The sequence below is a fragment of the Ignavibacteria bacterium genome (assembly GCA_025612375.1).
Taxonomy (GTDB): domain Bacteria; phylum Bacteroidota; class Ignavibacteria; order Ignavibacteriales; family SURF-24; genus JAAXKN01.
Genome location: JAAXKN010000021.1, coordinates 31,446 through 49,213, shown reverse-complemented (window position 1 = coordinate 49,213; position 17,768 = coordinate 31,446). Strand labels below are relative to the sequence as shown.

General features: G+C 44.3%; 15 protein-coding genes. 10 read left to right on the top strand and 5 right to left on the bottom strand.

Translation table 11 applies throughout. The features are described 5' to 3' along the window. Positions 1-288 precede the first annotated feature (288 nt). Both HF312_13020 and HF312_13015 read left to right on the top strand, forming a co-directional pair. Positions 289-936 (top strand): DUF4433 domain-containing protein, encoded by a 648-nt coding sequence (locus tag HF312_13020; protein MCU7521134.1) that lies wholly within the window; start codon positions 289-291, stop codon positions 934-936. Positions 937-949: 13 nt separating this feature from the next. Further along, on the top strand, positions 950-2,005 hold the full coding sequence (locus HF312_13015; GenBank protein MCU7521133.1) for a macro domain-containing protein: 1,056 nt from the start codon (positions 950-952) through the stop codon (positions 2,003-2,005). Positions 2,006-2,154: 149 nt separating this feature from the next. Here the strand turns inward: HF312_13015 and uvrB are convergent, their stop codons facing one another. The 3 genes from uvrB to HF312_13000 form a co-directional block, all read right to left on the bottom strand. Continuing rightward, positions 2,155-4,170, bottom strand: coding sequence for an excinuclease ABC subunit UvrB (gene uvrB / locus HF312_13010; protein ID MCU7521132.1), 2,016 nt, complete (start codon positions 4,168-4,170; stop codon positions 2,155-2,157). A 245-nt stretch (positions 4,171-4,415) separates the two neighbouring features. Then, positions 4,416-4,574 (bottom strand): hypothetical protein, encoded by a 159-nt coding sequence (locus tag HF312_13005; protein MCU7521131.1) that lies wholly within the window; start codon positions 4,572-4,574, stop codon positions 4,416-4,418. Next, the gene (locus tag HF312_13000; protein MCU7521130.1) at positions 4,558-5,076 is read right to left on the bottom strand and encodes a hypothetical protein; all 519 of its coding nucleotides are present in this window, start codon (positions 5,074-5,076) and stop codon (positions 4,558-4,560) included. Before HF312_13000 ends, HF312_13005 begins: the two co-directional genes overlap by 17 nt. Before the next feature lie 489 nt (positions 5,077-5,565). Here HF312_13000 and HF312_12995 point away from each other — a divergent pair, with 489 nt between their 5' ends. Then, positions 5,566-6,054 (top strand): MarR family transcriptional regulator, encoded by a 489-nt coding sequence (locus tag HF312_12995; GenBank protein ID MCU7521129.1) that lies wholly within the window; start codon positions 5,566-5,568, stop codon positions 6,052-6,054. A 143-nt stretch (positions 6,055-6,197) separates the two neighbouring features. Here HF312_12995 and HF312_12990 read toward each other — a convergent pair whose 3' ends face one another. Then, positions 6,198-7,556: a hypothetical protein gene (locus HF312_12990; protein ID MCU7521128.1), complete on the bottom strand. Its 1,359-nt coding sequence runs from the start codon at positions 7,554-7,556 to the stop codon at positions 6,198-6,200. Positions 7,557-8,345: 789 nt separating this feature from the next. Continuing rightward, complete coding sequence (wecB, locus tag HF312_12985) at positions 8,346-9,443, bottom strand: UDP-N-acetylglucosamine 2-epimerase (non-hydrolyzing) (protein MCU7521127.1); 1,098 nt, start codon at positions 9,441-9,443, stop codon at positions 8,346-8,348. 247 nt (positions 9,444-9,690) lie between these two features. On the opposite strand from wecB, the gene HF312_12980 reads away from it, so the two are divergent. From HF312_12980 to HF312_12950, 7 genes are all read left to right on the top strand, one after another. Next, positions 9,691-10,647: a GDP-L-fucose synthase gene (locus HF312_12980; protein MCU7521126.1), complete on the top strand. Its 957-nt coding sequence runs from the start codon at positions 9,691-9,693 to the stop codon at positions 10,645-10,647. Between the two features lie 137 nt (positions 10,648-10,784). Next, positions 10,785-11,900, top strand: a complete 1,116-nt coding sequence (gene gmd, locus HF312_12975; protein ID MCU7521125.1) for a GDP-mannose 4,6-dehydratase — start codon at positions 10,785-10,787, stop codon at positions 11,898-11,900. Positions 11,901-12,158: 258 nt separating this feature from the next. Then, positions 12,159-12,983, top strand: a complete 825-nt coding sequence (ccsA, locus tag HF312_12970) for a cytochrome c biogenesis protein CcsA (protein ID MCU7521124.1) — start codon at positions 12,159-12,161, stop codon at positions 12,981-12,983. Between the two features lie 43 nt (positions 12,984-13,026). Next, positions 13,027-14,295, top strand: a complete 1,269-nt coding sequence (locus HF312_12965; protein ID MCU7521123.1) for a glutamyl-tRNA reductase — start codon at positions 13,027-13,029, stop codon at positions 14,293-14,295. Between the two features lie 29 nt (positions 14,296-14,324). Beyond that, on the top strand, positions 14,325-15,269 hold the full coding sequence (gene hemC / locus HF312_12960) for a hydroxymethylbilane synthase (GenBank protein MCU7521122.1): 945 nt from the start codon (positions 14,325-14,327) through the stop codon (positions 15,267-15,269). Positions 15,270-15,281: 12 nt separating this feature from the next. Next, positions 15,282-16,700: a TetR family transcriptional regulator gene (locus HF312_12955; protein MCU7521121.1), complete on the top strand. Its 1,419-nt coding sequence runs from the start codon at positions 15,282-15,284 to the stop codon at positions 16,698-16,700. Continuing rightward, entirely contained in the window at positions 16,697-17,743 is a 1,047-nt protein-coding gene (locus HF312_12950) for a uroporphyrinogen decarboxylase (protein ID MCU7521120.1), read from the top strand. The genes HF312_12955 and HF312_12950 overlap by 4 nt, the downstream gene beginning before the upstream one ends. The last annotated feature ends 25 nt before the right edge of the window (positions 17,744-17,768 follow it).

Sequence of the window (17,768 nt, the reverse complement as noted above, 5' to 3'; positions counted from 1 at the left end):
TGATGTCAATGTAAACATTTGTTCGGAGGATTAAAAAACCGAGTTCAATTTATAATATTTTTTAATAAGTGCAAATTATTTTAAATGTTGAATGCTGAATGTTGAATTTTGAATGAAAAGAACGGGGAGGAAGAAATGTATAGCAGGTACGACGGTGAAAGGGTACTATTTATATTTGTTATTTCTTTACTTAATTTAGTAATTAACTTTTATCCGTCTGTTTTAGTGTCTTTATCATGCAATACAGTCTATTGAAATAACAGGATTTTTTACAATAATAAAAAGTAAATGCCCGGACAAAGGCCCAAAATTGTTAAATTATACAGAATAGTCCATATAGATAATATGGAGTATTTACTTAGCCATGGAATGTTTACCCGTACACATCAAAAAGCAGAACCAGGCTATATAAATATTGGAGACAGTAATCTTATTCAACAGCGGAACAACTATCCTGTAGGAATTAACCCTCCCGGGGGATATTTGGGAGATTACATCCCTTTCTATTTCGGGCCGTTATCTCCTATGTTATTAAATATAAAGACGGGATACAGAGGGATTACAATGCGCCCGCAAAGTGAGATTGTATATGTTTGCTGCAAACTTGATGATGTAGTGCAGCAATGCGGGGAATGGTGCTTTACAGATGGACATGCCAAGAATTTAATTACTAAGTTTTATAACGATCTCTCCAATATTGATGAGGTAGACTGGGATATGGTTTCTGCCCGTTATTGGCAGCCGCAACAATCAGATTATGACAGGATGCGAAGAAAACAGGCGGAATTTTTAGTCAAAGATTATGTCCCTGTATCCTGTATCAGGGCAATTGTAGTTTTTAATAGTGAAAAATCTAAAGTACTTGAGGAAATTATTAACCGTCTTGGACTAAATATTACCGTTGTTATAAATCCTAATAATCAGTTTTATTATTAATGAAAGATAAAGTATGAAATTTGTAACAGGAAACCTTTTAGAAGCTAAAACACAGGCCCTTGTCAATACAGTAAATACTGTGGGCGTAATGGGCAAGGGAATAGCTCTTCAATTTAAGGAGGCATTTCCTGAGAACTTCAGGATTTATGCCGAGGCATGCAAGAAAAAAGAGTTAGTTCCCGGCAAATTACTAGTAGTTAAGGAAACAAAACTGGATGGTGAAAAAATAATCATTAATTTTCCGACCAAGACAGAATGGTTTCTGAAATCGAAGTATGAATACGTTGAAGAGGGCCTAAAAGCGCTTGTTAAAGTAATTGAAGATTATAAAATTTATAGTATTTCCATTCCTCCTTTAGGCTGCGGCAATGGAGGGCTGCAATGGAGTAAAGTAAAGCCTTTGATAGAAAAATATCTTGGACATTTACAAGATGTAGATATACAAATATATGAGCCCAGCCAGGAGATTAAAGCACTTTTGAAGTCGCATGCGCAAACCAGAGAAGTTAGTTTAACACCGGCACGGGCAATGCTTTTATATTCAATGTTCTATTATGAGACATTGGGTGAGAACAGCAGTTTATTTGTAGCTAATAAGCTTGCATATTTTCTGCAAAGGCTGGGAGATAAAAACTTCAGCAAACTTAAGTTTCAAGCCAGCCATTATGGGCCTTATAGTGTACAGGTTGAACATATGCTTCATAATCTTAATGGAAAGTATATTAAAGGTTTGGAACAGATGAATGTTAAGCCTTTTGAAACACTTGAATTACAATATGATAGGACAAAGGAAGTAAGCGACTACATAAGGAGAGAGCTTTCTCAGGAACAAAAAACGAGGTTAAAGAATCTTATAGCTTTAATTGAGGGGTTTCAATCGGCTTTATCTCTTGAAGTACTTGCGACCGTTGATTTTGTCCGGAAAGATAAGCCCGATCTTCAGCCAGATGATATTATAAAGGTAATTAATGATTGGTCGGTGAGAAAGCAGAAACTCTTCCAGGAAAGGTATGTTTATATTGCTTTCAATCATTTACATAATTATGCTAATAAATTCCATCTGATTTAAGTTTAAGACGGGTATTGTTTAATTTCTCATTCTTCCCTTTCGTAAAATGGCTTATAGGATTTTCCACGAATAACCGGGGGCTGAAGCCCCAATATTTTTGGGGACCATTGAACCACGGCCTAAAAGGCCGCGGCTATTCAACTTTGAACTTATTTTATCATTTTTTTCAGGCGGTCGATTTCGTCGCGGATGGCGGCGGCACGCTCGAATTCTAAATCTTTGGCGGCTTCTATCATCTGCGTGGTTAACTGTTCTACCAGGTCCTGCTTCTGATCGGGTGTCATGTATTTTATTACCGGTTCGGCTACTTTGCTGAATGAGAAATCGGATTTTTCTTCTTCTTTCTTTCTTACATCGGCAATTGATGTTGAATTCATGATCTCTTCGACGCTCTTGAATATGGTTTTGGGCGTTATTCCATGCTCTTTATTATATGCCATCTGGATCTTGCGGCGGCGGTTCGTCTCATTTATCGTTTTGCGCATTGAGGCGGTTATTACGTCGGCATACATTATAACTTTTCCGTTCGCGTTACGCGCGGTACGGCCGGCAGTCTGCATCAAGGAGCGTTCGCTTCTTAAGAAGCCTTCTTTGTCGGCGTCGATTATTGCAACTAGGGAGACTTCGGGAAGATCGAGTCCTTCACGGAGGAGGTTTACACCCACGAGGACGTCGAAATCGCCCAGGCGCAGGTCGCGCACAATTTCCACCCTTTCCAATGCATCTATATCGCTATGGATATAGCGCACCTGGATGCCGATGCGGTCGAGGTAATCTGTCAGGTCCTCAGCCATCTTTTTTGTAAGAGTGGTAACGAGGACTCTTTCCTTTTTTTCCACGCGGATGCGGATCTCGCCTATGAGGTCGTCGATCTGGTTTTTAACCGGGCGGACTTCGATTTCAGGGTCCAGGAGTCCCGTAGGGCGTATGATCTGTTCGACGAAAGCGCCGCCGGTGCGTTCGAGTTCGTAATCGGCGGGGGTAGCGCTGACGTAGATGACCTGGTTAGTGAGCTGGAGGAATTCGTCAAATTTGAGCGGGCGGTTATCGAGCGCCGAGGGGAGGCGGAAGCCGTATTCGACGAGGACCTCCTTGCGGGCGCGGTCGCCGTTATACATGCCGCGGACCTGGGGTATGGTAACGTGCGACTCGTCGATTACGAGGAGGAAATCCTTGGGGAAATAGTCGAAAAGGCAGTAAGGGCGGGAGCCTTCGGGGCGTCCGTCCATATGGCGCGAATAGTTTTCTATGCCGGAGCAGTAGCCAATTTCCTTGATCATTTCTATATCGAAGCGGGTGCGCTGTTCGAGGCGCTGGGCTTCGAGGTATTTTTCCTGCGAGTTGAAGTATTTTAAGCGTTCGCGGAGCTCATCTTCAATAGTTACGATGGCGCGGGTGACCTGTTCCTTAGTGGAGACGAAGTGTTTTGCGGGGTAGACCGCAATTGATTCGATCTCGCGTTTAATGTCGCCTGTAAGGGGGTCGATAATGGATATTTTTTCTATATCGTCGCCCCAGTATTCGACGCGTATAGCCTCCTCGGTCTCGTAAGCGGGGATAATTTCGACGACGTCGCCGCGGGCGCGGAAGGTACCGCGTGTGAAGTCGGCATCGTTGCGTTCATAATAGATATCAATGAGCCGGCGCATGAGGCGTTTGCGCGGGAGTTCCTTGGTTTTATCAATAAAGATCATCTGGTTAGCGTATTCCTGCGGGGCGCCGATGCCGTAGATGCAGCTGACGCTGGCGACGATAATGACGTCCTGGCGGCCTTCGATGAGAGCTGTAGTGGCCTTAAGGCGCAGGCGGTCGATTTCCTCGTTGATGGAGAAGTCCTTTTCTATATATAAGTCGCTTTTAACGACGTAAGCCTCGGGCTGGTAGTAGTCGTAGTAGCTGATAAAGAATTCGACGGCGTTATTGGGGAAGAAGGATTTGAATTCGGAGTAGAGCTGAGCGGCAAGGGTTTTGTTATGGGAGATAATAAGGGTTGGTTTATTGATCTCCTTAATAACGTTAGATATAGTATATGTTTTGCCGCTTCCGGTAACGCCGAGGAGGATCTGGTCCTTTTCGCCGCGGCGGATGCCTTCAGTGAGCTGGCGGATAGCCTCGGGCTGGTCGCCGGAGGGTTTATAGCTTGAGACTAGTTCGAATTTTTTCATGCTTTTCTTAAGGTCTATGTTAAATAATATAGAAAGTTAAGATATGAAAGTGAGGGGAGAATAGAAAGGCAGGAAGGAGGTTCGACGTTCGACGTTCGACGGAAAGAGCAGGTTCGACGTTCTACGGGGAGGAGGGATGAATAGCCATGGCCTTTTAGGCCGTGGAAAGGGAAATTCTCTCTCTCTACTGGGGCTTCAGCCCCCGATTATCCAGGTAAGGATTTAGCGTTAATACGGGGGTGAAGTTATATGGCCTTACGTCTTTTAATAACTTCTATTTTAGCAACCACATTTTTATGATTTTTTCTTTTCCTGGACTCAGTTCTTTTCTCAGATGCCCATTGGCCGATTTTCTTTTTATCTTCGGCCGAAAGCTTGCTTACATAATTAACCAACATCGTCATTTCCATACTCCTTATAATATCTCATAACCAGTTTGAGAGCATTTTCATCATTTATCCCCATAAGATTAGAACCATATAGTTCAGCGCCCAGTTCCTTTTCATAATGGGATATAAGATTACTTTTTGCCTCGAAGCTAACATAGCCATCAAAATCAAGTTCCATTGAGAGTTTGCAGGCAAATGCGAACAGATTTCCACCTATACCAGCATAGAGTTTCTCGCCTTTATAGTCCTTACGTTCGATGAGGTGAACAAATACAACCCGTTCCTCGTGCATAGGTGAAAGGCTGATTAGGCCAAGTATCTCGCTTTGTCCCTGAATTCTAAGTTTATAAACTTCCTTTTCGCTATCATTATATTCTACTTTCCAGTCAAAATCGAAGCCTTTCAATTTTTCGATATCGTTTCGGGCAGCTCTTTCAATAACAGTATCAAACTTTTCGTTAGTAGCTATCTTAATAATACAATCAGTGATTTCTATATCAATATCAATTTGGGCCATTCTTTACTCAAATTTAACTATTATTTGGTTCATTAAAAAGTCCCGATATTATTTCACCCACACTCATTCCTTCCAGCGCGTATAATTTGTTTTATTCCAGTTTTCCACTCTTGTGCCGAGGTATTTAGAAATCTTATTACAAAACTTTCCCGGTCAATTTATATCATTTTTTTTACAAATTCAATTATCATAGAATCCTGCTCGCAGGGTTCCGAAATTGTTTGGGATATCATACCAAGCAGAGGGATCCTGTGCTCCAGGCGGGCAATCACTCCCATAGTTCAGTAATGACAAATTCAGTATAATTCACCATTTCCTGAAATCACTGATATCATTCCGGGTGGTGAGTGAATATAATTCAGATATTTAGGTTTTTAGCAAAAAATATTTAATTTTATTTTTCTTTTGGCTTTTTCAGTTTAAGTTTTTAGTTTTATCAGCGATAAAATAATTTATTTTGTAAAGTAAGATTTTATCCTCTGGAAAATAATGGAACAACTTAAAAAAAAACCAATCCCATCTGACTTTAACCCCCCATTAAAGGACAGAAGCCGGCAGGCGCAGGCAATGGCCGACCTGACGTTTGATCTCGTTAAAGAATACACGAATATGGAGCTGGATTTTGCCGAAAGGAACGGTCTTACTCCCGCAGAATTTAAGCTTCTCTGTTATTTCAGGAATGCAGAGGCTGTAAGTATAAAGGATCTGGTGCGGGAGATGAAGCTTACGCCGGGCAGAATAACGCATATAATTACCTCACTGGAGGCGAAGAAGCTGATAACGAGGAGTATTAATCCCGATGACCGCCGGGGTATTAATGTATTTCTGACGGGTAAGAGTCAGCCTTTAATCAGGGATCTGAATGCGATGTGTCTGGATATGCACTCGTGTGTGCTGGAGAAGTATGAAGCCGCGGATACGGAGTGCGTTTCGGGAATAATTCGGGAGTTAATTGAGAGGATGAGGGGGAAGAATTAGGTCCGACGTTCGACGTTCGACGGGAGAGCAGGTCCGACGTTCGACTTTCGATGGGAAGAATTGGAGCGATGAGGTGGAATGGGTTTTTGTTTTTCTGAAGGCTTTGCCTCCTAATTTATTATGGACTAATATCTGTTTTAAGATCATCTCTGCCCCAGAACTATAAATGAAGAACTTCCAGTTGTACCAACAGCGCAGATAGTGTTTCCGTTTATATCCACCCCGTTCAAACTACCATTGATATACTCCGTCCCATTCCCGAGGTAAGTTTTCCATGTCTTTCCGTTGAAGTGGCATATATCCCCGAATGCACCGGCAAGAACAATATCGTTAAGATCATTTCCTCTTACCGCATCCGACCAGTACCGGGTAAATGATCTTGAAAAGAAATCCCACTTTTCAGTCCCAATGTTCAGGTTTTTTACGAAATGACCGTCACCTGTGATATAGACTTTATTCAGATCCATGAACCATACTGAGCAGAGACTTGGAGGGAGACCATCTATGGAAAGCTCTGTTACCTTGTCGTTCTTAATCCGGAGCACTTTGGGAAGGTCGCCGGAATATAGTCTTGAGGCTACACAGAGGACCACCTCTTCACCTGTTAATGGGTCCTTGCTTCCCCATATATCCTGTATAGTCAGATCAGTATTGCAGTCGATCTTCTTCCACGTCTTGCCGTCAAAATGGGCTATTGCTCCTTTGTAGCCAGCAGCATAGATGCTATTAGATGAAGTGCCCCAGAGTCTTGTAATCCCTTTTCCTTTTCCCAGAACTGGATTGTCAACATTTCCCGGAAAATCTGCTATCCAGTAGCATTTTGTCACTTTCTTCCCGTCAAAATGGATTACCCCTCCATTGGCAAACCAGATGTCATTAGGTGAAAATGCAAGTATATCATTTGGAGTTAAAAATGTATTGTATGTAGGTGATGCCACAGCCGGAAGCTTTATCTGTTTCCACTCTTTCCCGTCCCAGTGCACTGCTCCAACAGGTTCATAGTCCTCTTTTCCTTCAGGGAGGTTCATGTACATGTCCCCTACTGCCCAGATATCATTTTCATTTATAATGGCTACATCCCTTAGACTGCTGGACCGGTTGCATACCCAGAAGGTTCTGAAATGAAAGTCGTGGCTGGTCGTGTCCATCGTTCTTATGCTTAATTCTTCTGAAGTGTATGCGTCTTTTGAAGTAACTCTTGCTACCTTGTAGGTGTACTGCCTTCCCGGGCTAAGTGAATCCTCACATATAAGTGTATCTTTTCCTTTGAGGCTAAATAAAAGGACTGCCTGGCCATCTCTTTGAAGAGAGATAACGTCCTTAGGAGCGGAAGATTCGTCTTTTATTCTGATCCAGACCTCAGTTGAGGAGACTCCTTCAGCCTTTATAATGAGGCTGCCATCTGGCTTCAGTTTCTCGGGGTCATTTACCTTGCAGCCTGAAGTTAGAATTATTAAGAAGATTATGGGGAATAACGGCATAATACGTATTGCACTGAGCATGATGAGCATTCTCCTTTTGTGTAAGAAGATAGTTCCTGTTTTTTAAGCTTTGGGTGATCTCCGGGGAATTTTGATCCTCCGGGAATGAACGGAAAGGCCAGGCGACTGTATGGCCTGTTCTTTATTTTGTCTGAGGTCATATCCGGAATGAAAAACTAAGGGATGAAAGGTTCTGAAAGCTGCATTCAACTGTTCAGGCTCTAAAGTGTTAGATCAGTGATTTTTTTATGCGCTGCAGTGTATGATATGAATAGATCTATCTTCCAGATGATGCATAATTTAATACATTATTCTTTTTATGTCAATCAGCATCCCCAGGGTGTCTGCATTCGCCACGGCGAATTTGATACCCTGGGCTACAGATAGAAAACCGCTCTCGCGGTTTTGGGATCCTTTTTCTACAAATATTTTACCGCTAACGCGGTATTGGGGCTTGTACTTAGATTTCTTTTTCATTGAATAAAGCCAATACAGCTGATATTCATAGAATCCCGGAGGGATGATTTGTTTGTAGAAAGAATGGATTCCCCCAAAATTCCAGAGCCCTGGAAGGGCGATTTGTATCAGAGGTTTACACGTTGGTTCCTATAGACAAGTCGCTTCTCCGAAGCTCTGAAGAAGGGTGTGGGTCCTCTTTCTACAGACAAGTCGCTTCTCCGAAGCTCTGAAGAGGATTGGTTTCCTTCTCTGCGACAGATCAGCTTCATCTGACCTCTCCAAGCTCTGAATTAGGTTGGGGCCTAAAGCCTGAGGCGAGGGCGCACCGACGTGCGCCCGTACTCAGAGGGATTAATTTTTTAATTGTTCTATGAGGATTTGGGCGATTCTTTCGGCGGCGCGGCCGTCCCAGAGATCAGGAATGTTACCCTGCTTTTTTTGGCCGCAGAGGACTTCGAGAGCGGCCTTTTCTACTTTTTCAAGGTCCGTGCCTATGAGCTGGTTTGTGCCTACTTCTACTGTAACCGGCCTTTCTGTATTATTTCTTACTGTTATGCACTGGACTCCCAGGTATGTCGACTCTTCCTGTATGCCGCCACTGTCTGTTATTATAAGCTCCGCATTTTTTGTTAAGGCTAGGAAATCTATGTAGCCTATGGGATCTGTAAGGATTACATTACTGCTTAATGTGTTATTTAGTCCGAAGCGGTGCATGTTGTTTTTTGTCCTGGGATGAATTGGGAATATTACTTTCCTCTTTTCTGATACTGTATTCAAAAGGTGAATGAGTTCTTCCAGGTAGTCTTTTGAATCGACGTTGCTCGGGCGATGAAGCGTGACGAGGATGTAATTCCCCTTCTCCAGGTTATGGCATGCAATTATGTCTGAAGACTCGGCTTTGGGAAGGTAGTTTACGAGGCTGTCTATCATTACGTTGCCGGTGAAGAAGACCTTGCTTTCTGAAACTCCTTCGCGCATGAGGTTTTCCAGTCCGCTTTTTTCGGTTACGAAGAGGAAGTCGGATATGGCGTCTGTAAGGAGGCGGTTTATTTCCTCGGGCATATGGCGGTCGAAGCTTCTTAAGCCGGCCTCCACGTGGGCTACTTTAATGTGGAGCTTGGAGGCCACAAGGCTGCATGCAATGGTTGAGTTTACGTCGCCTACAACGATAACGAGGTCGGGTTTTTCCTCAAGGAGCACTTTTTCGAATTCCACCATTACGCGGGCTGTCTGTTCTGCATGGCTTCCGGAGCCGACGCCGAGGTAGAAGTGAGGAACGGGGAGCTCCAGGTCGCTGAAGAATATTTTCGACATCTTTTCGTCGTAATGCTGTCCCGTATGGCAGATCAGGTGTTCTATTTGTCCGTTATATTTCTTAAGTGCTTTATGGAGCGGTGCTACTTTCATGAAATTGGGCCTTGCGCCTACTACTGATATGATCTTCTTCAAAGTTCAATCTCCCTTCATTTTTCTTATTTCGGTTATGGTAGAAAAAATCAATGCAAAGGTAAAAAAAAGCCGGCAGAATAAAAATTGCAATTCACGGTGCGGGCCGCGGGTTTAGCTGCCTACTATAAATTATACAAAGAATTCGGTGCCGATTCAAAAATTAATGACGGGTTTGCGTTGATTGTTTGAATTTCTTTAATTTAGTTAGTTGGTTTAAGTTAATTTTCTATTTATTAAAGGCGTTGGCATGAAGAGCAAGAAGATCTATATTGCAGGGCACCGCGGCATGGTGGGTTCGGCAATCCGCAGGAAGTTTGTTTCAGAAGGCTATGATAACATTGTTACCAGGACTTCCAGTGAGCTTAATCTTATAAGGCAGGATAAAGTTGAGGAGTTTTTTGAGAAGGAAAGGCCCGAAGAGGTTGTGGTTGCGGCGGCAAAAGTGGGAGGAATACTTGCCAACAACACTTTCCGCGCGCAGTTTATTTATGAGAACCTCATGATTGAGAGTAATATTATTCATGCGGCACATAAGTACGGGGCTAAAAAGCTTCTATTCCTGGGAAGTTCGTGCATTTATCCCAAGATGGCGCCTCAGCCTATGAAGGAGGAGATGCTTCTTACGGGTCCTCTTGAGTATACAAATGAGCCTTACGCGATAGCCAAGATTGCGGGCATAAAGTTGTGCGAGAGCTATTACAGGCAGTACGGATCTAATTTCATATCGGTTATGCCGACGAACCTGTACGGTCCTTTTGACAATTATGACCTGAAGACCTCTCATGTTCTTCCGGCCCTCATCCGCAAGTTCCACGAGTCAAAGGCGGGTAATAAGGATGAGGTGGAAGTATGGGGCACGGGAACGCCGAAGAGAGAATTTCTTTATGTTGACGACCTGGCAGACGCGTGTTATTACGTGATGCAGAAGGTGGAGGCAAAGGATCTCTATGAGAATGGGATCTCGCACATAAACATAGGCACGGGAGAGGATCTGACGATTGCAGAGTTAGTCTCCACAATTGCAGAGGTTATAGGGTTTAAGGGCAAAATAAAATATGATTCCACCAAGCCCGACGGAACACCCAGGAAGTTGATGGATATTTCCCGTTTGCACGGGATGGGATGGCACCACACCACCGGGCTGAAGGAAGGGATTGGGAAAGCTTATAATTGGTTTTTGGAGAATGTGGCCGAGAGGGTTTAGTTTTTGATTTTCCCCGGAGGATCGGGGGCTAAAGCCCCAATATTTTTTTATTCCGTTCCACGAGCTAAAGCTCGTGGCTATTCAGTGGCTATTCAGTGGCTATTCAATATTTTTTAATTTTTAATTTTTAATTGAACATGAAAAAAGCACTCATTACAGGCATTACGGGACAGGATGGATCGTACCTGACAGAAATTCTTCTGGAAAAGGGGTATGAGGTCCATGGCATTATAAGACGCAGCAGTTCTTTTAATACGGGAAGGATTGACCATCTTTATAATAATCCCGATATCAGCGGGAAAACTCTTTTTCTGCACTATGGCGACCTGGTGGATACCAGTAACTTAAACCGCCTATTGGAGAAGATCTGTCCTGATGAAATCTACAATCTTGCGGCTCAGAGCCACGTTAAGGTCTCTTTTGAGCTTCCTGACTATACGGCACAGGTGGATGCCCTGGGTACTCTCAGGTTCCTGGATGCAATAAGGGAGGTTGGAATTGACCGTCAGGTTAAGTTTTATCAGGCTTCCACGAGTGAACTGTTCGGCAAGGTGCAGGAAGTGCCGCAGAGTGAAAAGACCCCCTTCTATCCCCGCTCCCCTTACGGAGTGGCAAAGCTCTACGGCTACTGGATAATTGTTAATTACCGTGAGGCTTATAACCTGTTTGCATGCAACGGAATTTTGTTTAACCATGAGTCGCCAAGGCGCGGTGAGACGTTTGTAACGAGGAAGATTACGCGTGCAGTCTCGAGGATTGCACTTGGGCTCCAGGATAAGCTTATTCTGGGTAACTTGAACGCCAAGCGCGACTGGGGTTTTGCTCCAGAGTACTGCGAGGGTATGTGGCGTATACTTCAGCATGAGAAGGCTGATGATTTTGTGCTGGCTACGGGTGAGACGCATATGGTGCGTGAGTTTACGGATCTGGCTTTCCGTGAGCTTGGAATTGAGATAGACTGGCAGGGTAAGGAGGAGAATGAAAGGGGTGTAATCAGGAAGGTGGATATGTCTCTTGTGGAGCATGAGCTTAAGCACCAGAGTGCCAGGATAAAGACCGACATTCTGAAGCCCGGAACGTGCGTTGTGGAGGTTTCGCCAGGGTATTACCGTCCCACAGAGGTTGAACTGCTGATTGGAAACGCAGCAAAGGCGAAGGAAAAGCTTGGCTGGGAGCCGGGGACGAAGTTTGAAGAATTAGTGAAATTGATGATACATTCGGATTTTGAGAAAGTTGTAAGACGGGGATACTGAGGTCCAAGGTCCGACGTCCAACGGAAAGAAGGTTCGACGTTCGACGTTCGACGTTCGACGGAAAGAAGGTCCGACGTCCGACGGTAAAGATAATTTGAAGCCCGCTTTTGCGGGCTTTTTTGTATCATGTTTTCAACGTAGAACGTTGAACGTCGAACGTCGAACGATTCCTGACCGGTGGGTCTAATTTTGAGTTGCGTATGTTGGAAATAGTTATTATTTTTGAACCCATCAGTCACTTTTTTAATAGAAAAGCATATGTATTCTGCAGTAAAGATACTAAATTTTCTTCTTCCTGTACTTTATAGCCTTACATTTTTCGTTTATCTGTATGACTTTGTTAAGGAAAAGAACAAATTTTCCAATTCCAAAAGAATTTTCCTCTTTGTAACCCTTATTTTTCATACTTTTTATCTTCTGGCCAGGACAATAGATTTTAATCATCCCCCGATTACTAATGTTTTTGAGATTTTTACGGTGCTGGCTTTTGCCATCAGCTGCAGCTACTTTATACTGGAGCTTCTGACGGACATAAGGGGTACGGGGCTTTTTATAATAGTATTTTCCCTCATTTTTCAGCTGATTTCATCTTTATTTATACAGGATTTAATTGAGGTGCGCGAGGTTCTGCGCAACCGTATGCTGGGTCTGCACGTAATAAGCGCTTTACTGGGGTATTCGGGCATTACGATTTCCGCTGTTTACGGGCTGCTTTTCTGGATATTATATAAAGAGATTAAGCTTAACAGGTTCGGGCTCATTTTTGAGCGTCTGCCGAGTCTGGAAAAGCTTGAGCAGTTAAGCTATTACTCGGTTGTAATAGGCTTTGTGCTCCTTACTATAGCAATTATCATTGGAGCCGTATGGCTTCCTTCGGCGTTCCCTAATTTCAACTGGTTCGATCCTAAACTTATTGTAACAGCCTTTGTATGGGTTTTGTACGGCCTGGGTATTTTAAGCAAGACCGTAGGCGGATGGAGGGGTAAAAAGGTAATTGTTTTTTCAATAGCAGGATTCTGCCTGGCAATTTTTTCTATCCTGCTTACAAACTTTCTGGCAAAGAGTTTTCATTCGTTTTATTAATGACGAGGCCGGAATTTAACGTTGAATTCAAATATTCTTACTTATGAATTTATTAGCAGTTAGCATAAATCACAGGACAGCGCCCGTTGAATTAAGGGAGAGCCTGCACCTGAGCACCGAGGAAATTAAGGTTTTCCTAAAGGAGCTTAAAGGCAACCTATTCAGCGAGGGTTTTATTATTTCCACGTGCAACCGCACGGAAATATACGGTTTCCCTATAAATCCCCGCACGAACTTCAAAGACCTTCAGAAATTCCTCATTGAAATGAAGCCCGTGGGCAAAATTACTCCGGAGAATTTCCAGAATTACTTCTCCTGCGGTGCTGTAAACCATCTTTTCAGGGTCAGCGCTGGAATTGATTCGCTTCTTTTGGGCGATAACCAGATACTTGGACAGGTAAAGGAATCCTTCCAGATATCGGAGGACTTTGATTTTGCGGGTTTCTTAATGAGAAGGATCTTCGATTCGGCTATAAAAGTAGGAAAGCGCGCAAAAACCGAGACGGTTATAAGCGACGGCGCAATTACAGTCAGTTATGCCGCGGTGCAGCTGATTGAAAAGATTTTTTCGGGACTTAACCGCAAGTCGGCCCTTGTTATTGGTACTGGCGAGACAGGCGAGATTGCAGCCAAGCACTTAAGGGATAAGGGAATTGGAAGGCTTTCAGTTACAAACAGGACAATGTCAAAAGCCGAGAAGCTGGCTTCCTTAATCCATGCCACTACTGTCCCCTTCTCAAATTTCAGGGAATACCTGCAGGATTATGACATTATAATCAGCGCCACGAGCGCGCCGGATCTGATACTGACCTACGACGAGGTAAAAAGCTCCATGAAGAAAAGGAGCAATGCTTCAACAATCTTTATGGATATTGCCATTCCGAGGGATATTGACCCGAGGGTGCGCGAGCTGGACAATGTGTTCTATCACGACATAGATTCTCTTAAAATAATTGTGGATCAGAACGTCAAAAAGCGCCAGGGCGAGCTTCCGAGGGTGCAGGAAATTATTATGGAGGAGCTTGTTAACCTCTTCGGGTGGTACAATTCGCTTGAAGTTACGCCAACGATCAAATCCTTAAGGCAGCTTTTTGAAGAGATACGCCAGGAGGAAGTGGAAAAAATGAAGAATAAGTTAAGCGCCGAAGACGCAGAGAAGCTGGACCTGGTAACAAAGCGCATTGTAAACAAGCTACTGCATCATCCGACGGTGGAGCTGAAGAAGATTTCGGAGAACGGTGTAAACACGCAGGAATCGGCAATGAAGGTAAATGTTATAAGAAGCATTTTCGGTCTGGACCACGAGAGTTAAAATTAAAACTGAATTTTCAGAGGGAATAATTGAAAAAACAAACCATTATTATAGGATCACGCGGCAGCGAGCTTGCTCTGTGGCAGTCAAATTTTATAAAGAAAGAAATTGAAAAGAAAAACAGGTCGGTTTCCGTTGAAATCAGGCTTATAAAGACCAAGGGCGACAAGATCCTTGACGTTGCCCTGTCCAAGATTGGCGACAAGGGTTTATTTACCAAGGAGCTGGAAGTTGAGCTTCTAAACCGCAATGTTGATCTTGCGGTGCACAGTCTTAAGGACCTACAGACGGATATACCGGAAGGGCTGAGGCTTGCGGCAGTTACAAAGCGCCACCCGGTGGAGGATGCGCTTATTGCAGGAAAGAAAGGAATGACGCTTTTGGACTTAAAGGAAGGTGCCGTTGTTGCAACGGGTTCTTTAAGGAGGCGTTCGCAGCTGCTGCACATGAGGCCGGATATTAAGATTGTGGAGCTGAGGGGAAACGTTCCCACACGCATTAAGAAATTTGAAGAATCGGAATGGGATGCAATTATACTTGCCCGCGCGGGAGTTGAGCGCCTGGGCTTAAAGAAGCATATTTCGTCAATTATTCCTACTGAAGAGATACTTCCGGCCGTAGGCCAGGGGGCTCTGGGTCTTGAGATCCACACGGATAACGAAATGGTTTATGAGATACTGCAGTCGGTGCACGACGAAGAGACATTTACGGCAGCAATGGCAGAGCGCGCATTCTTAAAGGCGCTTGAAGGCGGCTGCCAGGTGCCGATTGGTGCTTATGCGCAGGTTAGGCCGAACGGGCTTTATCTTGACGGCATTGTAGGGGCAATTGACGGCTCTGTAACGTTCAGGAAGAAGCTGCGCGGGAGCAAAAAAGACAGCGCAAAGCTCGGGCGGCAGCTTGCAAAGGATCTGGTTAAGGCCGGGGCCGGCGAGATACTGGAAGACATCTACAAAAACATACGATTAAAATAAGAGATTTTACTTTTGGCTGATAAGGGAAAAATAACGGATAAAAAAAATCACAAGCGTGAAAGGATAATTGAGGCGGCATCGCGGCTTTTTTCGGAGAACAGTTTTCATGAAGTGATGATGGAGGACGTGGCCAGGATGGCTTCAATTGCCAAGGGCACGCTTTATAATTACTTTGCCTCGAAGGAGGATCTATATTTTTCCATCATGCTTACCAGGATGACGAACCTCATCAGCTCACTTAAGACAAGAATTAAGGAAGAGGCGACGGCTGTGGAGTCGCTGCACTCTTTTGTAATACACAATTACATGTTCATGGTAAAGTACTCTTGTTTCTTTATCATGTTCCAGAAAGATAACCTTAACGCGCAGAGCTCTTCGTGCTCGGAGTTCAGGGAAAGGAAAACCGAGCTTAATGACGCGCTGAAGGAGATTATAAGTGAAGGCGTAAAGGAAAATGTTTTCTTTACGTCTGACCCCGATTTTGCGGCGCAGGTGGTGCTTGGAAGCATTTATGCCGCGGTAGGCCGCGCCGTTGCAGGCAGCTACACAAAAGATGAAATTACGGATGAAAGGGAAAGGCTTTTTGATTTTATTCTGAAGGGCTTAAGCAGAAGCAAAAAGAAGCTTCCGCTGGAGAACAGGACGGTTGTTATAACGAGAGCCGAGGAGGATTCGAAGGAGTCGGCAGCACTTTTTACTGACAGCGGCGCGGGCGTTGTAATCTTCCCTACTCTTGAAGTTGTGCCGCCTGAGGACTGGAAGGAGTTTGACAGTGCTGTTAAGGATCTTAATAAAACAGACATTCTCATTTTCACTTCGGCTAACGCTGTTAAGATGTTTCTTAAAAGATGCGAGGAGCTTGGGGTAAAACCCGACTATTCGAAGCTGAAGGTTCTGGCAGTAGGAAAGAAAACTTCTACTGTGTGTGAGAAGATGGGAATTACAGTCAGCATGGTGCCCAAGGAGTTCAGCGCTTCGGGAATGATTGCGGGTTTAGGTGAAGAAGATCTTAAGGGGAAAAATGTATTTATCCCCTCTTCCGCAATTGCAAGAGGAGAGCTTCAGGAAGCCTTAAGGCAGATGGGGGCGAATGTAAGTGCGGCTGCGGCTTACAGCGTTGCCGTGCCATCGAAAGAAAGCATAAGTTTATATAAAGACAAGTTAAAGAGTTCGAAGCCCGACCTGTTCATTTTTACGAGTCCATCATCGTATAGAAACTTCCTGGAAATAATGGAGGTTAAAGATGTAAGCAAGTACTTTGAGGATTTTGCCGTTGCGGCCATTGGTCCCACGACGGCAAGTGAGATTGAGAAGTCGGGTTTAAGAGTAGATATACTTCCCAAAGAGTACACGATGGAAGGTGTTTTAAGAGCGGCAGCAGACTATTATTTAATCAGCAAAACAGCATCAAGCCAGGAGACAGTTTATTGAAGATACAGAACGACCTATTTTTAAGGGCCTGCAGAAGGCAGGCGGTTGAACGCACGCCAATATGGGTTATGCGTCAGGCAGGAAGGTATCTGCCGGAATACAGGGCCGTAAGGGAAAAAGCCGATTTTCTGACTATGTGCAAAACGCCCGAGCTGGCAAGCGAAGTGACAATTCAGCCGGTGGATATTATAGGCGTGGACGCGGCAATTATATTCTCGGACATTCTTGTTATACCCGAGGCCATGGGCCTCAAGCTTGAGATGCACGAGGGGAAAGGGCCAATATTCCACAACCCGGTGCGCACAAAGGATGATGCAAAGAGCTTAAAGGTAATTGATCCTTATAAGGATCTTAAGTATGTTCTGGATGCTGTTAAAGTGACTAAAGAGGCTCTTCAGGGAAGGGTTCCGCTCATAGGTTTCAGCGGGTCGCCCTGGACGCTTCTGACGTATATGGTGGAAGGGAGAGGGTCCAAGAATTTCTCTTTGATCAAGAAGATGATTTATGACGAGCCAAGGCTTGCGCACGAGCTTCTGGAGATGATTTCAAAAGCCGTGGCGGATTATCTTTCGGCCAAGATAGAGGCGGGAGTTAACGCGGTACAGATATTTGATACGTGGGGCGGAATTCTTGCCCCTGATGATTTCAGGGAATTTTCTTTACAATATATTACACGGGTTATCTCGGAGCTGAAGAAAAAAGATGAGCCCGTTATTGTATTTGCCAAGGGAGTGCATTATAATATAGGCGAGCTTGCGGATTCGGGTGCTGATGTATTGGGGCTGGACTGGACGATGGATTTAGGGAGTGTGAGAAAGCTCGTGGGCAGTAAAGTGGCACTTCAGGGGAATATGGATCCCTGCGTGCTGTATGCCAATCAGGATGTTATAAGAAAGAGAGCTATGGATGTAATGAGGTCGTACGGTGAAGGGACGGGGCATGTGTTCAATCTGGGCCACGGGATTCTTCCGGATGTGGATCCGGAGAATCTGAAGGCGCTGGTGAGGATTGTTAAGGAAGAGAGCGCCGAATTTCATAAATAAAGATCCGGGGCTAAAGCCCAAAAAT

Bases quoted from the DNA above. Each gene is read 5' to 3' on its own strand.
- HF312_13020 (MCU7521134.1), top strand. From the start codon at position 289: ATGCCCGGACAAAGGCCCAAAATTGTTAAATTATACAGAATAGTCCAT.
- HF312_13015 (MCU7521133.1), top strand. From the start codon at position 950: ATGAAATTTGTAACAGGAAACCTTTTAGAAGCTAAAACACAGGCCCTT.
- uvrB (MCU7521132.1), bottom strand. From the start codon at position 4,170: ATGAAAAAATTCGAACTAGTCTCAAGCTATAAACCCTCCGGCGACCAG.
- HF312_13005 (MCU7521131.1), bottom strand. From the start codon at position 4,574: ATGACGATGTTGGTTAATTATGTAAGCAAGCTTTCGGCCGAAGATAAA.
- HF312_13000 (MCU7521130.1), bottom strand. From the start codon at position 5,076: ATGGCCCAAATTGATATTGATATAGAAATCACTGATTGTATTATTAAG.
- HF312_12995 (MCU7521129.1), top strand. From the start codon at position 5,566: ATGGAACAACTTAAAAAAAAACCAATCCCATCTGACTTTAACCCCCCA.
- HF312_12990 (MCU7521128.1), bottom strand. From the start codon at position 7,556: ATGCTCAGTGCAATACGTATTATGCCGTTATTCCCCATAATCTTCTTA.
- HF312_12980 (MCU7521126.1), top strand. From the start codon at position 9,691: ATGAAGAGCAAGAAGATCTATATTGCAGGGCACCGCGGCATGGTGGGT.
- gmd (MCU7521125.1), top strand. From the start codon at position 10,785: ATGAAAAAAGCACTCATTACAGGCATTACGGGACAGGATGGATCGTAC.
- ccsA (MCU7521124.1), top strand. From the start codon at position 12,159: ATGTATTCTGCAGTAAAGATACTAAATTTTCTTCTTCCTGTACTTTAT.
- HF312_12965 (MCU7521123.1), top strand. From the start codon at position 13,027: ATGAATTTATTAGCAGTTAGCATAAATCACAGGACAGCGCCCGTTGAA.